Source organism: Bradyrhizobium roseum (assembly GCF_030413175.1).
Taxonomy (GTDB): domain Bacteria; phylum Pseudomonadota; class Alphaproteobacteria; order Rhizobiales; family Xanthobacteraceae; genus Bradyrhizobium; species Bradyrhizobium roseum.
The window spans coordinates 4,464,184-4,479,398 of sequence record NZ_CP129212.1; the positions used below are offsets into that span (position 1 = coordinate 4,464,184).

General features: G+C 62.9%; 13 protein-coding genes. 2 read left to right on the top strand and 11 right to left on the bottom strand.

All coding sequences use genetic code 11. The features are described from left to right. Nucleotides 1-9: 9 nt before the first annotated feature. The 6 genes from QUH67_RS21355 to QUH67_RS21380 are packed head-to-tail and all read right to left on the bottom strand — an operon-like array spanning nucleotide 10 to nucleotide 7,845. Entirely contained in the window at nucleotides 10-558 is a 549-nt protein-coding gene (locus tag QUH67_RS21355; RefSeq protein ID WP_300940980.1) for a nitrous oxide reductase accessory protein NosL, read from the bottom strand. Continuing rightward, nucleotides 555-1,382, bottom strand: coding sequence for an ABC transporter permease subunit (locus QUH67_RS21360; RefSeq protein WP_300940982.1), 828 nt, complete (start codon nucleotides 1,380-1,382; stop codon nucleotides 555-557). Before QUH67_RS21360 ends, QUH67_RS21355 begins: the two co-directional genes overlap by 4 nt. Continuing rightward, a complete protein-coding gene (locus tag QUH67_RS21365; protein WP_300940983.1) occupies nucleotides 1,379-2,281 on the bottom strand; it encodes an ABC transporter ATP-binding protein in 903 nt (300 codons plus the stop codon). Before QUH67_RS21365 ends, QUH67_RS21360 begins: the two co-directional genes overlap by 4 nt. Beyond that, complete coding sequence (locus QUH67_RS21370; protein ID WP_300940985.1) at nucleotides 2,278-3,639, bottom strand: nitrous oxide reductase family maturation protein NosD; 1,362 nt, start codon at nucleotides 3,637-3,639, stop codon at nucleotides 2,278-2,280. Before QUH67_RS21370 ends, QUH67_RS21365 begins: the two co-directional genes overlap by 4 nt. 13 nt (nucleotides 3,640-3,652) lie before the next feature. After that, entirely contained in the window at nucleotides 3,653-5,590 is a 1,938-nt protein-coding gene (gene nosZ / locus QUH67_RS21375) for a TAT-dependent nitrous-oxide reductase (RefSeq protein WP_300940987.1), read from the bottom strand. A gap of 17 nt (nucleotides 5,591-5,607) precedes the next feature. Further along, nucleotides 5,608-7,845 carry a NosR/NirI family protein gene (locus QUH67_RS21380; protein WP_300948121.1) on the bottom strand — a complete coding sequence of 746 codons (2,238 nt, stop codon included), beginning with the start codon at nucleotides 7,843-7,845 and terminating at the stop codon, nucleotides 5,608-5,610. A 206-nt stretch (nucleotides 7,846-8,051) separates the two neighbouring features. On the opposite strand from QUH67_RS21380, the gene QUH67_RS21385 reads away from it, so the two are divergent. Together QUH67_RS21385 and QUH67_RS21390 are read left to right on the top strand one after the other, a co-directional pair. After that, nucleotides 8,052-8,930 carry a ferritin family protein gene (locus tag QUH67_RS21385; RefSeq protein WP_300940988.1) on the top strand — a complete coding sequence of 293 codons (879 nt, stop codon included), beginning with the start codon at nucleotides 8,052-8,054 and terminating at the stop codon, nucleotides 8,928-8,930. Between the two features lie 230 nt (nucleotides 8,931-9,160). Further along, entirely contained in the window at nucleotides 9,161-9,343 is a 183-nt protein-coding gene (locus tag QUH67_RS21390; RefSeq protein ID WP_300940989.1) for a hypothetical protein, read from the top strand. Between the two features lie 733 nt (nucleotides 9,344-10,076). Here the strand turns inward: QUH67_RS21390 and ccoG are convergent. The 5 genes from ccoG to QUH67_RS21415 are packed head-to-tail and all read right to left on the bottom strand — an operon-like array spanning nucleotide 10,077 to nucleotide 14,853. Next, nucleotides 10,077-11,495, bottom strand: a complete 1,419-nt coding sequence (ccoG, locus tag QUH67_RS21395; RefSeq protein WP_300940990.1) for a cytochrome c oxidase accessory protein CcoG — start codon at nucleotides 11,493-11,495, stop codon at nucleotides 10,077-10,079. Nucleotides 11,496-11,500: 5 nt separating this feature from the next. Continuing rightward, complete coding sequence (locus QUH67_RS21400) at nucleotides 11,501-11,815, bottom strand: metal-sulfur cluster assembly factor (RefSeq protein ID WP_300940992.1); 315 nt, start codon at nucleotides 11,813-11,815, stop codon at nucleotides 11,501-11,503. Beyond that, the gene (locus QUH67_RS21405) at nucleotides 11,812-12,318 is read right to left on the bottom strand and encodes a DUF2249 domain-containing protein (protein ID WP_300940994.1); all 507 of its coding nucleotides are present in this window, start codon (nucleotides 12,316-12,318) and stop codon (nucleotides 11,812-11,814) included. The genes QUH67_RS21400 and QUH67_RS21405 overlap by 4 nt, the downstream gene beginning before the upstream one ends. 11 nt (nucleotides 12,319-12,329) lie before the next feature. Then, entirely contained in the window at nucleotides 12,330-13,637 is a 1,308-nt protein-coding gene (locus QUH67_RS21410) for a hypothetical protein (protein ID WP_300940995.1), read from the bottom strand. Nucleotides 13,638-13,674: 37 nt separating this feature from the next. Further along, nucleotides 13,675-14,853, bottom strand: coding sequence for an NnrS family protein (locus tag QUH67_RS21415; protein ID WP_300940996.1), 1,179 nt, complete (start codon nucleotides 14,851-14,853; stop codon nucleotides 13,675-13,677). Nucleotides 14,854-15,215 lie beyond the last annotated feature (362 nt).

Genomic DNA, 15,215 nt, shown 5'->3' on the forward strand with positions numbered 1-15,215 from the left:
GGTCCCTCGTCAGTTGGTCCGTACCTCAGGGTGTTCATGCTGGCTTTGGTCGCTGGGCGTGTCACTGCCCAGTACATATTCGCGCGGTATTTCCGTGAACGTCACCACCCGGCCGCCGTTGGCGGCGGCAAAGGCGTCGGCGGCCTCACGATTGCCGAACGGCACCGCTTCGGCTGCGCCCATTCCGCCCTGCTTCCGGCCTTCGATCACAAAGAAGGCTTTGCGCGCCTCTACCCAGTTGGTGGCGCCCGGATCGTCCCAGCTTTTCGCCCGCGCCATGTCCGATACATAGATCGCCCTGATGTCACGGGGCTGATCGGGCATCAGGGTGAACGCCACGGTGTCGCGCACGGAGGAGAACCAGAACGGATCGACCCGACCGGCGGTGATGATCTGTCCCTTCGGTCCAGGATGTTCGAGCAGGTTCATGCCGCAGAACACGCCCATGGCGTCGCTGTTGAGCGCCACCGGCGGCGGCGCGACCGAATTCGCCGCCTCCTGATTACATCCCGCGAGGAAGATTGTCGCGACGAGCGCGCACAGGATTCGAAAGCTCATAATTCCCTCCGCGCAAAGAATGCGGTTGCGAGTCCAAGCGGTACGGCGATCCAGACCAGAAGACCGAGCAGCAGCGCGCCGATCCCCGTGCTCGCGGTCCCCGCCAGCCCGGCCATGCCGGAGAACTGGCTCACGTTGAACCCGGTCAGGTTGGTCAGGCGATAAAGATCGGTCGGATTGAGAAACAGCAGCGCCTCCAGCACCGACGCCGTGACGACGCGTCCCTGATCGACCACGAGGATGCCGAGCAGCGCCATGTCGAACACCAGCACCATCAGCAGCCAGATGCCGACCGAGATGCCCGCGGCGGTGCCGCGGTCGCGCACCAGGCTGGAGATCAGATATCCGATCGCGACGAATATCGCGCCGAGCAGGATCGAGGTCCCGAGCATGGAGGCGAAGGCGTACCAGCTCGCCGCCAGCACCGAGGCGCCCGTGATGGCGAGCGCCGCCGCCGCCGCGCCATATCCGATCACGGTGGCGAAGGCGAGGATCAGCACATGGCCGCAGAATTTCCCCAGCAGGACCTGGTAGCGGCCGACGGGATAGCTGAGCAGCAGGATCATGGTGCCGCGCTCCATCTCGCCGACTACAGCGTCATGCGAGATCAAAAGCGCAATCAGCGGCAGCAGAAAGATGGTGAGGCTGGACAGACTGACCACCACCACGTCGAGAGCGCTGGCGCCGACATTGCCGGTCGGCGCGCTGCCGAGAAAGGTCAGCGATAGCGACAGTGCCGCCAGTAGCAGCGTGGTGGCGAGAACCCAGCGGTTGCGCAGCCCTTCCTTGATCTCCTTGGCGGCGATGATAACGATATTTCTCACGCGGCATTCTCCCGCAGAAAATGGGCATAGAGGTCGTCCAGCGTCGGCGCCGCGATTTCGATATTGGTGACACCGGGATTGCCGGCGGCGGCGCGCAACAGCGCCATCTTGGCGGCATCGTCGGGCACCAGCAGGATGCGGCCGTGGGGAGCCGGGCCACTCGGCCCGTTCATCCAGGCCGGCGGCATGGTGGCGCCGGGCGCCAATTCGAGCGAGACGCGGATCGGCAGTTGCGAGATCGAACGCAGCTCCGCAAGCGAGCCCTGCGCCGCCAGCTGTCCGCGATTCATGATCAGGACATGCTCGGCGCGATCTTCGAGCTCGTTCAAGGCGTGCGAGGAGATCAGCACGGTGGCGCCGTCGTCTCGCAATTCGTTCAGGATTTCGTAGAAGGTCTGGCGGAGCGCCGGATCCAAGCCGGTGGTCGGCTCGTCCAGCAGCAACACGCGCGGCCGGCCCAGCAGCGCCTGGGCAAGGCCCAGCCGCTGCCGCATGCCTTTGGAATAGGTCCCTACCCTGCGATCGGCGGCATGCATCAGGCCGACGCGGTCCAGCAGAGGCCATGCCGAGGCGGGCTTGATCTGCTTTAGCCGCGCGTAGAACGCCAGCGTTTCGCGCCCGGTCAGGGCGGCGTTGAACGCGACATTCTCCGGTAGATAGCCAAGCTGGCGACGGGCCGAGAACTCGCCGGCGGCCGGATCCTCGCCGAGCACGCGGACCGCGCCGCGTTCGGCGCGAATGAGGCCGAGCATCAGCTTGATCAGCGTGGTCTTGCCGGCGCCGTTGTGCCCAACCAGCGCGCTCAGCCGCCCTGGACCGAGATCAAACGAGACGGCGCGCAGCGCCTTGACCGCGCCGTAGCTCTTCTCCACGCCATTGACGGAAACAGTGACGCTCATCGCAGGCTCCGGCTGGCTGATGGTTTCGGCGGCGGCGCGATCAGGGGATGGGTGTCGACCACGCCGCCGGGATAGAGTGCCGGAAACTGCGCCTGCGCCCAGCGCAGCACCTGTACCGCCGGACTGTTGATCAGCACCTTGGCCGCGGGCGCGGTCCACAGCACCCGATCAACCAGATCGTTGGGACGGTAGGCGGTGTCGGCAATGCCGTCGCCATTGAGATCGAACGCCGGATTGTCGCTCCAGTAATTGCCGCGGCCGCCCTTCGACCAGTCGAGATCGCGGGTGCCGACATATTTCACCTGGTTGCGGTTGCCGACAAAGGCGTTGCCGATGATCTCGTTGCCCTCTGAACCGGCGGTGAAGTGCACGCCGATGCCGCAGCGCTCGAACCAGTTGTTGCGAAACCTGTTGTGATTGGTGTTGTAGATGAAGACGCATTTGCCGGGTCCGCTGCGCAGGCCCGCTTCGGGCTTCGATTCCGGCAGCATGCCACGCTCATCGGGCGGACCTTCGTCGCGGCTGCTGGCGATGTTGTCGAGCGAGCCGCCGTTCACCCAATTGCCGTCGATCTCGGCGTAATTGGCGTAATTGAACAGCATGCCGTAGTCGCGGTCGCGATCACTGATATTGTTGCGGATGATCAGCCGGTTCGAGAACATGATGGCGTAGCCGACGTGGTTGCCAACCGAGACGTTGCCGCTGACTTCGCTGTCGTTGGTGTACATGTAATGCACCGCGAACCGCACCTGCTCGAAGCGGTTGTCGAGGAAGCGGTCCTTGCGGCTGGAAATCGTGAAGATGCCGTCGCGGCCGTAGCGGAAGCTGTTCCCGGCGATGGTGACATCGGGCGCATTCCATACCGAGACGCCGTTGCCGGCGTCGTTGCGGCGTCCGCCCTGCATACCGTCGACGATGTTGCGCAGCACGCGCGACCCCGTCGCCCCATGGACATAGATGCCGTACAGATTGCCTTCGAGGCGGTTGTCTTCGACCAGCGCGCGTTGCGCTGTCTTCTCCAGGAACACGCCGGAATCCATTTTCTCGAGATCGTGGCCCGATCCCCGGATGGTCACGCCGCGGATGATGACATCAGGCGCCGTCACGGTGACGACATTGCCGGTGCCGCCGCCATTGAGCACCGTGCCCGGTCGTCCGCTCAATACCACGCGCCGCTCGATCCGGATCGCGCCCTTGTATTCGCCCGGCGTAAGATCGACGACGTCGCCGTCCTGCGCCCGGTCGAGCACCGCCTGCAGCGGCTGTTCCGGCACAGCCTTCAACGTCTCCGCAAACGCGAAGCCCGGAATTCCGGCGGCGAGGATCGCCGCCGGAAGGATGCGCTGGAAGGGGAGCACGTACCGTTCCGCCTCAGGACGTCTTGGGCTCGACGAACATGCGGCCCTTCATCTCCATGTGCATGGCGTGACAGAACCACGAACAATAGTACCAGAACACGCCGGCCTTGTCGGCCGTGAACGACACCGAAGCCGTCGCCATGGGGCCAACTTCCATGTTGATGCCGTAGTTCACGATGCAGAAGCCGTGCGTGAGATCTTCCACCGCGTCGATATTGGTGACGTAGACGGTGACCTCGTCGCCCTGCTTGATCTGGAACTGCTCTAGGCCGAATGCCGGCGCGGTCGAGGTCATGTAGACGCGAACCTTCTTGCCATCCCTGATCACCTTGGAGTCGGCCTCGAGATCGATCTTGTCGGCCTTGGCCTGCTTGACCGCATCCGCAAACATCGGATCGGCACGATCCCAGATCGAGACCGGATTGATCTTGGAACGGTGCACGATGGTCGCGTCATGCGGCTCGGCAAAGCTCGGACCGTCATGCACCAGCTTCATCTTGTCGCCGGAGATGTCGATCAGCTGGTCATTCTCGGGCTTCAGCGGCCCGACATTGAGGAAGCGGTCTTTCGAGAACTTGTTGAGCGAGATCAGCCATTTTCCGTCCGCCTCCTTGGTCTGCCCCATCGAGGTGTGGTTGTGGCCGGGCTGATAATGCACATCGAGCTTCTGCAGCACCGGGTCGACCTTCTCGCCCTTGAAGGCTCGTTTGGCGAGATCGATATTCCATTTGCAGACCTGGCTGTCGAGGAACAGCGTCGTATAGGCGTTGCCCTTGCCGTCATAGGCCGTATGCAACGGTCCGAGACCGAGTTCGGGCTCGGCGACCACGACGTCGCGCGGCTTGATCTTGTCGTCGAACAACTGATCGAACAGCCGGACGTCCATCACGGTGACGGTCGGCGAGAGTTTTCCGGCTGCCACGATATGGATGCCGTCCGGCGCGGTATTCATGCCGTGCGGGCTGTTGGCAACCGGGACGTAGCGCGTATAGGGCGAGCCCTTGCGGCCGTCGATCACGGGCACGCCGTTGATTTCCTTGAAGTCGCCCTTCTTCACGGCGTCCTCGATGCGCTTGATGTTGAAGATGGTGACCCAGTCCTGCTCCTTGGCGGTCATTTCGGCGAGCGTGACGCCCTCTTCCGAATTGTAGCAGGTGGCGAAGGCGTATTTTCCCTGGTAGTCGGCATCGACGTTGTCGAGGTTGCCGCTGACGATCACTTGCCAGGCCACCTTCATGGTGTCGCCGTCGATCGCCGAGAAGATCGAGCGGTACTGCGACTTGTCATCGAGGATCTTGCCGTCGTTCGGCAGCGGCACGCCGTCCTCTCCATTGGCGAAGACATAGCCGGTACGCGGGTATTTCTGCACGCGCAGGCCATGCACCGTGTGCTGGTTCGGCAGCTGGATGATCTTGTCGCATTTCATGACGTCGAGACGAACCCGCGCGACGCGGGTGTTGGCCTTGTCGTTCATGAAGGCGTAGCGGCCGTCATAGGTGCCGTCGGTGAAGGAGATGTGCGGATGGTGCAAATCGCCATTCATGTAGGTGCCGCCGCGATTCTTGAGGAACTCGCGGGTCTCGGGCAGCAGCCCCTCGGTCAGGATCTTCAGGCTTTCATTGGTCTGGCCCCATCCGGTGGCGCTGCAGCGGTTGAACACGGGAACGCGCATCAATTCGCGCATTGACGGCAGGCCGACGATACGTAGCTCGCCGGACTGTCCGCTGGAGAAGAAGGTGTAGTATTCGTCCAGTTCGCCGGGATGCACTTCGGCCTTCTGCACAACGGCGGGTCGCGCGGCCGGCGCCTTCGGCGCCGCGGCCTTGGTCTGCGCATCGGCGTTCGTGGCGGTGAATGCTGCGCCTCCGGCAAGACCGACACCCGCGGCGGCCGCGGTGGTTCCAAGCAGGGTGCGCCGGCTGACGCCCTTTCCGTTTTCGTTGTCGCTCATAATAGCCTCCTAGGCTTTCAGGTTGCAGGTGGTGTGATGGCGGCGGCCGGCGGCAAATTGATCGGCCTGCCGCCTGCGGTGATGATGGTGTTCGGACCCTTGCCGCCGCTGCGCATCGAGGGCGACGACAGCGCATCGCGCTTCTCGCGCTTAAGCCGCACCTGAATCTGATGCGGGCAGCGGTGATCGTCGAAGTACAGTTCCTGGCAATGCATGCAGTAGATGCATTCATTTACGTTGATGTGTCCCTCGGGGTGGATAGCCTGCACCGGGCATTCCTTGGCGCAGCGCTGGCAGGGCGTGCCGCATTCGGGCCAGCGCCGCAGCCATTCGAACATCCTGACGCGGCCGGGAATCGCCAGTGCTGCGCCGAGCGGGCACATGTACCGGCAGAAGAACCGCTCGACGAACAGGCCGGCGGACAGCACCGTCAGGGCGTATATGACGTAGGGCCATTCGCGCGCGAACTTCAGCACGATCACGGTCTTGAACGGCTCGACTTCGGCCAGTTGCTCGGCGAGCGCGGTCGAATAAAGCGACATGCCGAACAGGCCAAGGAAGATGATGTATTTGATCGGCCACAGCCGCTCGTGCAGACCCCATGGCAGCCGGTATTGCGGGATCTTCACCGCCTGGGCGATGTTGTTGAGCAATTCCTGCAGCGCGCCGAACGGGCATAGCCAGCCGCAGAACGGTCCGCGTCCCCAGAACAGCAGACCGGCAGCGATCGAGGCCCAGAGCAGGAAGATCAACGGCGCCGACAGGAAATATTCCCAGCTAAAGCCGGTCAGCAGTGAATTGGCGAAGGTCAGGACGTTGACTACCGAGAGCTGGGCATTGGCGTACCAGCCGAGCCAGACCAGAATGAACAGCAGGTAACCGCGGCGGACCCAGACGTACAGCTTGGGACGCCGCACCAGGCTATTCTGAAAGAAGAAGATCAGCGTCAGCGCGCCGAGTGCGGCGATCGTGATGCCGATCATGACCGTATTGCCGCGCCAGATCTTCATCCACAGCGGTTCGTCCTCGGCGGCGAATCCTGCCGCGGGTTCGGGCGGCGCGGCGGCTGGCGTTCCCGGCGTTGCGGCGGGAGATGGGTTGGATTGGGCTGTCTGAACCGCTGCCACCGGTTCGCGCTTGATGTAGCCGTCCGGCAGTGTGTATCCGAGATCGAAGGTGAGCCATGCCTTGTCCTTGGCGCCGATCACCCGTTGCACCAGCAATTGCAGCACCCAGGGCTCGGTCGGATCGAAGCTGAAGTCGGCTGGCAGCACGAAAAGCGCGATTTCGGGAAAGCGCGGCGCACCCTCGGCTTCGAGGCTTCCCAGCCTCGTGTGGTCGCGGTCGCGGAAGCGGATGCTGTTGCTGTCCTGGATCAATTCGACGCGGTCGAAGATGCCGCCGCGGACATAGGCGGCGCCCTTGAAGGAGTAACGTCCCGTTCCCGCGACTACGAGGGCCTGCTGACCGCGCTTGAGCCGGCCGGCCAGGCGTTTGAAGCCGTCTTCGCCGAGCAGGCTGCCGCCGATCGCGGGCACCGCGACGTCGGCGACATAGAGATCGATGAAGGTGTCGTCCGGATCGCCCTCCTCCGGATGCGCGGCGGCGGCGGCATTGCCGGTCTTTTCGAACGCCCTGTTGATGTCGTCTATGGAAAGCACCAGCCGGCGGATGGAACCGTCGCCAACCAGGGTCTCCCAGTCGCGAATCTCGCCCTTGCCGAAATCGATCGTCTTCTTCACTTGCGGCGCCGCGGCGACAGCGCCGCGACCCTGATCCCCGAGCCAGCCGCCCTTGATCAGCTTGGTGGCGGAACGGACGATGCTGTCGCCCATGACCAGCACGGTAACCGTGGCGCCGCTGACGATGTCGACCTGCGGCGCGGGCGCGGTTCCGCGCGCGACGCGGTCCATGTCGGCGCCAATCAGCTTGTTGACGGCATCCACCACGCGCTTTTCGGGAATGCCAAGGAGAACGATTGGCTCCTTGTGTTCTACCATCTTGAAACCGGTCACCACGCCCTTCGGCGTGATGCCGACCAGCAGCTGGATCGGCTTGCCGGAATAGCCGGTGGCGTTGGCAAAATCGGAGTTGAGGTAGACGAAGCCGATGACCTGATCGTCTTTCAGCGCGGGAACGATCGCGGGATCGCCCTGTGGCGGTCCGAAGCGAGTGGCGCCGGCAACCAGTTCCGCCGGCTCGGCTTTGCCGAGATACTCGTTGAGACGGCCAGCGGCGTGCGCCTCGCCTAGCATGGCAATCCAGCCGCAAACGGCCAGGATTCGCAACAGCGTATGAATGTTGACAGGTTTTCGCAAATTGCCGGTTCCAGATTTCAGCAGAACGCCGTTGTTCTGGATCGCAAACTCACTCATGGATAGTGTACTGAAAATGATCGATAGTTGCGCTGGATCAAACTGCCGACAATCTGTCGGTCACTATCTATCAAAGAGGCCTCGATATGCGCGAAGAGCCACTATTTTCCGCAGCGCTGCCGCTTCCTGTCAGAAGTCTTGCCGAGCTTTACGCTATCGCGTTCGAGCAGGCCCGCAAGGCCGCGCAGGATTACCTCTCCACCGCTGCGCAGATGAACGACCGCTTCTCGCCGTCGCGCTCCGTATTCGAGGTACTTGCCTCACACGAACGCGATCATGCCGATCGTCTTGTGGTAGACTGCCTTGCGGCCTGCGGCAAGCGTCCTGATATCCATGAATTACGCTGGGCACCGGCCGAATTGATGCCGACGGCCGATATTCTTGCCGTCGGGAATTCCAGCCTCTCGACGCCATATACCGCTTGGGCACTCGCAGTCAGGTATGGACAACGCGCCTTCGTATTCTGGACCTACGTAATCGCCGTCACGGAAGATCCGACAGTCAGACGGGTAGCGGAAAGCTTCGCGCACGGAGCGCTGTCCGATTGCAATCGGCTCCGTATCGAGCGGAGACTTGCATGGCGGGCCGAGCGCCGCGCGGAATTGGAACACGCGGCACGAGATCACGAGCCAAGCTCGGCAGCGCTCCTAGAAAGCCTTCTCTTAAAGGACATCGTTGCCTGGTCTCAGAACATCACTCCCGCGCAGCGCGGACAACTCCTGAACTCTAATTTTTCAACCATGCCGGAGGTGACGACTCTTCCGAGGGCTTCCAAACATGACGATTCACATCTCGGTGCTGATAAAATCGAACAACTCAGATGTGATGCACTTCGTCGTGCCGAAAAATTGGTCAATATCTACCTTGACGACGCCGATCGAGCCACGACACAGAGCAGCATGGAATTGGCTCAAAAGCTTGCATCGCAGTCAATCATCCGATTGGCGAAGCTTCGGCATCTTTAAGATTGGCTGAACCCGGTGTCAGCTGCAAAGCTCATCAGGTACAATGCCCGTATGATATTCGTCATTCTAGCTCAACCAAAGTTAACCGGCATGCGAGAGTTGTGACCGCTTGCACATTGGGTCTTGTCATCAGGCGGCTCGCACCGGGTCGAGGAACTGGCCGACCTCTGGCTTCAGGCGATTGGAGTCGCCCGAGAGCGACTTGGCCGCTGAGAACCTGGGAGAACGCGGTGTTCGACGATCGCCGTAATCAGCTTGACGATACTACCGACCTTGTCGGCTGCCACGGCGAGCCGCGCCATCGACTGATCGGTGCTGTTCGCCTGGTTGGCCACTTTCGACGATCCCTCGATTTGGCGGCCGATTTCGGCGGCCGTCGCGGCCTCTCCTCGGTCACCGCGGCCACCGACTGAACGCTTGCGGATGCTTCCTCGGACGCGGAGGCTACCGTCGTCGACATCTCGCCCGTGGAGGGTTCGGTATTCGTCAGCGCTGCAGCCGCTTGCTCAAGGCTCGCCGAACCCGACGATACGCGTTCGATGATTTCGCCGACCGCGCTCTTGAACGAAAGTGGTAGATTTTCCATGTCCTGCTTCCGCTGGGCGCCAAAGCGGGCCTCCGATTCGCCTGATCCGCTCGCAATCGTCCGTCTCGAGAAGTCCCTGCTTGAAGACCTGCGTGGCTCGAGCCATGGCGCCGATTTCGTCGCCACGTTCGAGGCCTGCGATTGCGACGGACAGATGCCCACCCGCGAGCGCTTTCGTGCATGCAACCGTTCCGCCGGACGGCCGAGACACGACGAATACCCCCGCGGCGATGAGGACGGCGATCGCTACGCCGCCGACGATGGCGGACGTCATGGCGGAGCTCTGCGCGAACCTCGTTCGTCTCGGCTTCCGCTCTCGTCGAAGCGAACTTGACGACTTCCACGGCAAGCTCGTCGACTTTCATGGAAGCCGGAACCGTCACAGTACGTGCGAGGTCGGCGACTTCCTTGTCGAGCAACGCCATCTCCTCGGAGCGTCTGGCCACGCTTGCAACGATGTCCTTGTGCCGGTTGATGGCGACACGACCACCGGCGCCGGCGTAGACTTCGATCTGCTTGCGCAGCTCGACGACGCGAGCCTTGTTTTCCACCGAGCCCCTTCAGCGCTCAAGGAAGCTGTCCTTTACGGAAAGGGCGGCCCCGGTTTCGTCCCGCGCCGTGAAGACGACATCGCCCTGACCGACAGCATCGGCGGTCAGGGTAACCCGCAGCGTCGCGGAGGTTTTGGGTCCGACCGAAATGGACGAGTCGCTTCGGCCTTCAACGATGGCGAGCTTCGCATCGAAGCCGCTGACGGAGAGCGCATAAATATGAGAACCAGCCGACTTGTTCAGAAGCTTCAACGTGTAGGCGTTGCGCAGCGAGCCGTCCGAGAGCCTGACCGCGATGGGATCCCGATCGTGCTGGACGGATAGGGTCGCCGTTGCCTTGGCCTCGAGACCGATCGCTATCGCGGCGGCCATCACCACGCAGGCTGCTGTCAGGCCCATGGTCTTCGGCCGCACCAGCCGATTGACTCTTCGCTCGGCCCTGCGGCCCCGCTCGATGTTGTTCCAACTTTCGTAGTCGATCAGACCACGCGGGCGGCCGAGCTTCTTCATCACGCCATCGCAAGCATCAACGCACAGTCCGCAGTTGATGCAAGCGAAGTTCGGTCCTTCCCGGATGTCGATGCCGATCGGGCATACCGTGACACACTGGCCGCAATCGACGCAATCGCCCGCAGGCTTACCCTCGAACTGTACCGCGGCGGCCTTCTTCGCGGACATCCGCTGCTCGCCGCGATAATCGCGATAGTTGACGGTGTATGCTTCCGGGTCCCAGATCGCGCCCTGCAGCCTGGGCCAGGGACACATGAAGGTGCAGACCTGATCTCGCGCGAAGCCGGCCAGACCGTAGGTGGTCCCGGCAAAAACGACGATCCATGTCAGCGCATTGACCGAAACGTCTCCGGCCGCGAAGCTCCGCAGCAGGCCCGGGGCGTCGGTAAAGTAAAAGATCAAAGTCCCGCCGGTGGCGAATGAGATCAGCAGCCAGGCGGCGTGCTTCGCGGCCATTTGGGCGGTCCGCTTTGGGGTCAATGGTACGCCGATGTTCTTCAGGCGCTGGCGTCTATCGCCCTCGATCCACCGCTCCACCAGCAGGAAGAGGTCGGTCCAGACGGTTTGCGGACAGGCAAAACCACACCACAAGCGGCCGGCCAGCGCATTGGTCAAGATCAGCATTGTGGCTGCGAGCACCATCAGCCCGGTCAAGAGGTAAAGATCTTGTGGCCAGATCTCGACGAAAAACGCGTAGAGGCGTCCGTTGGCGAAATCGAGCAGGACGGCCTGGTCCGGAGCATTGGGCCCGCGGTGCCAACGGATGAATGGAGTGACGTAGTAGATCGAAAGAGTCACAAGCAAGACGCCCCATTTAATCCGCCGGATCGGACCTTTGACGGATTGGGGCACGACCGGCCGGCCGGCCGCGGCCCTGGCGCGCGTCTTGGCGTGGTCGACTACAATGGTCAGGGCCATGGCCGTCAGTTCACCGCAGCAAAGCCAAGAGAAGCCCGAACGGCGGGGGCGATGCGGGAGGGGTCCCATGCCGGCTCGAAGGTCATCGTCACGACCGCGGAAACGACCCCTGGGACGCCGCTCGCAGCAGCCTGAACCCCTTCCTTCAGGAAACCCGTCGCCGGGCATCCCGGAGTCGTCGCGGTCATCGTAATTCTGACAACTCCTTCGGCGACCGCGATGCCGTAGATGAAACCAAGATCGACGATGTTTTCGCCTAGTTCCGGATCGATCACGACCCGCAGCGCTTCGCGCACCCGATCGGCGAGCTCGCCGCTCACGACGGAGCCCGGACGGTCAGTTCGTAGGTCTCGCCATCGGGCGTGAAGCCGCCGAGCCAACGGAAACCGCGTTTTTCGAGCTGTGGGAACAGAAATACCGGCTCGCGGCGCAGCAGCGCCGACAGGGTCTCGCCGGGCGCAAGCTGGTCCGCGGCAGCAAGGATCCGTACCATGGGCTCCGGAGGATCGAGATCCCGATTGTCGAGCTTGAGGGCGGGCTCTGGCCATTCTTCGAAGGCCGAGGGGTTCGCGACCGCCGCCTGGTCGGGCTTCGTAACCGCCGGGGTGAACAAGACCTCCCACTGGCCGCCATCGAGTTCCCGCTCGGAATGTGCGAATCCCTTTTCGGCCATGACGGCGAATAGCGGGAGCGGCTTGAACGTCGCGTAGAGACGAATCCCCTGGCCCGGCTCGAGACCTTGAAGCGCGGCCATGATGACAGAGAACGGTTCGCCTCCGGATCGAAGGATCGGGCGGACGTCGACGTCGATGTAGTGCGTCATGGTTTCCTCTCTCAATTTCTGGCAAACAGCAAGTGCGGGGCTACTGCGCCGCCAGGAAGCCGCAGCGGATCCGCGACATAGGCGAGCCGCCGGATCCGAATTACCTCGCGCACGATTCCGACGACGCCGAGGGTCATCGCGGCGATCGTAAGCCGGAATATCTCCGGAGCGCCTGCCAGCAGCGTCAACGTCCCAGCGCCGACCGCTGCGTAGTAGACGATGAACCACTTCGTCGCCCTGCCCTCGGCGACGAGGTCCTGGACACGCGGTGTCGGCGCCCGCCCCATCACGGGTCCGTAGGTCTCGAGCCAGGTCAGGAACGCTACGATCTTGTAGAGCTTTGCGAGAACCAGGCCAGAGAGCCAGCCGAATACGGCAAGGAATGCGAATGCCCCCAAATGTGCGGCGAAAGTATCGCTCATCGCGAGTGCGACGCCCACGACAGCCGTCCCTGCCAAGCTTACGAAGGACAACGTCGCCATACGCATGTTGAGTTCAAGCTGTCGCCTCTTTCGGTTGCGGAAAATGAAAGCAATGTCGCGGCCATAGAGCGCCGCGGAGGCCAGCCCGAGAATGGCCGCCATCGACAACACGATCTTCAGGCCGGAATTCAAACCGATCGCGAGGCCGCCGCCGGCAACCGTCACGGCGACGGCGAGAGCTCCGGCGGCGAGGGTAAGCCGGCTCTGCCGGTCGTCCACGTCCGGCGATAGCATGAACATGGCGAGTAGGCGGTAGCTCACGCCCATGGCCGTCAACGTCAGCCAGCCGCCCAACCCGGCTATGGCGTGCAGCGGGACGCCGGTGGTCATGAGAACGTCACCGAGCGACCCCGCCCAACCCGCAAGTCCAAAAGCGAAAATCGCGCCGAAAGCGATCGTGGCGCAAAGCGAGGCCAAGCCGACGAGGACGAAGCGGGCCGGCCCCGTCGGGCGCAGCCACGCCGTCAGGCCGAGGTCGACGACGACCAGGCCGAAGCCGGCGACGAGCAGCACGGCTCCGGCGGGAAGCAGCCAAAGCGCCGGCGGCAGATGGCCGCCCAAGGAAAGAAAACCGGCAAGCAGAACGAGGAGCCCGGCACTCAGGAGCGCCAGCGCCGGCAGCGCGCATTTCTCCGAGAACAGGGGCTTTGCCACGAGAACGGGAACGAACTGGAACAGCGCGCCGCACATCGCAAGGCTGAGCCAGCCGATGCTGACCGCGTGAACTAGGATCAGCGTATCCGGGGAAACTATGTCGGACGCCGGATAGCCGACTCCCGCGATCATGAGCGCAAGCGCGACGAACAGCCACGCGAGCGCCATCGCGAAGTAGGTCATTGTCCATCGAGATATGCTGGCGCCGATCATCACAGCCTCAAAACCTTTTCGCTCGGCACAGAAGTGGCGCGTAGGCGACCGCGAAGCCGAAGAAGGCAAGCATCCATGCGATGCCGGATACCGTCAGCAACGGGAGGGCGTGGCTCGGCTCGAGAGCCGCACAGACACGTGCAAGGGCAGCGACCACGATGGCCGCGTAGACGGACTGAACGAGAGCCGACGCCTTGAGCGCTTGCCCGGTATGTCCGAGCGAAGCTCGTGTCATGACGGCGATCGTCATGCAACCGATCGCGCCGCCGGTCCAGGCATGCACGCCCGCACCTTGGGCGACGAGATTGATCGAGGCCAAGGCCGAGAGGAAGAAACCGGCAGGCACGAACGCATAAGCCACGTGCAGGATCAGGACCAGGCGATCCGAAAAGGTGCGCTCTCCGGCCCAGCGGAGGAGACGCGCCAGATGGAGCAGCCCGGCGGCCGTAAGCGCGCCGGCCGGCAGCCACCCCGTCGGCGCATACACCCACAGGATCATTGCAAAGACCCCGACGATCATAGCGATCGCGTCGAAACGGTCGAAAGGAACTGGAAGCCGTCCCGGCGTGCGGCGCGCGAGCCAGTTGCGCGTGAAACTCGGCACGATCCGCCCACCGATCACGCAGACCAGTGTCACGACGAGGGCGATACCGGCGCGTGTTGAATATTCCGCCGCGCCATGGAAGTGCGCTTCCAAATGGAAGGCGACGTTCACCAGCGCCAAAAGCGAGATGATGGCGACCACCTTCAGGTTGTTCCATTTGCGTCCGGCAGCGATCTCGCGGGCCGCCGCGACCGCAAGCAGCACAAGGAAAGTCGCATCGACGGCCAAAGCGATCTGCCAGGCCACCCAGCCGCCGAACGTCACGGCCAGACGACCCGCCATCCAGGACGAAAACAGGACGGCGAGCGGAACGCCCTGGATGGGAAGCCGCCCGGTCCAATTCGGAATCGCGGTCAGAAGGAAGCCCGCGATGACGGCGCCCATGTAACCGAACAGCATCTCGTGGACGTGCCAGTCCCGCGGCGAAAATGCCAAAGGTAGCGAGACGTGACCGGTGAACACCGCGAGCCACAAGGGAATCATAACGCCGGCATAAACCGCGCCAAAAAGGAAAAAGGGGCGGAAGCCGTGCGACAGAAGTGCAGGCCCCTTGAAGTCTCTCAATTTCTGCATCGTCGCCATGGACGTCGTTCCCGTTTGATTGGAGGCATCGTAGGCCGAAGCGACCCGGCATCTCTTTGTCGTGGCACAAACTACGCGGTCGTTCGTCCTGATGTTTGAACTCCAACAAAGAACGGGCCCGGTGGCTCCGGCATTATCCGAAACATCACCGACGGAGGACGAGATGCGAATTTTCGAGAGCTGCGTGGTCGGGAACGAAGCCACAGCGGCATTGAGCGAAGGCACGCAGAAACCATCGCCGCGGACCTCCTGCGCCGCATGGACGACGAAATTCCTCTCTTGACCTTTCCCGAAGGCAAATCGAGTTGTTGCTCCTGCTGTTCGGCCGAGCCGGAAGCGGCGCAGTAATCAACGAAGCTTGC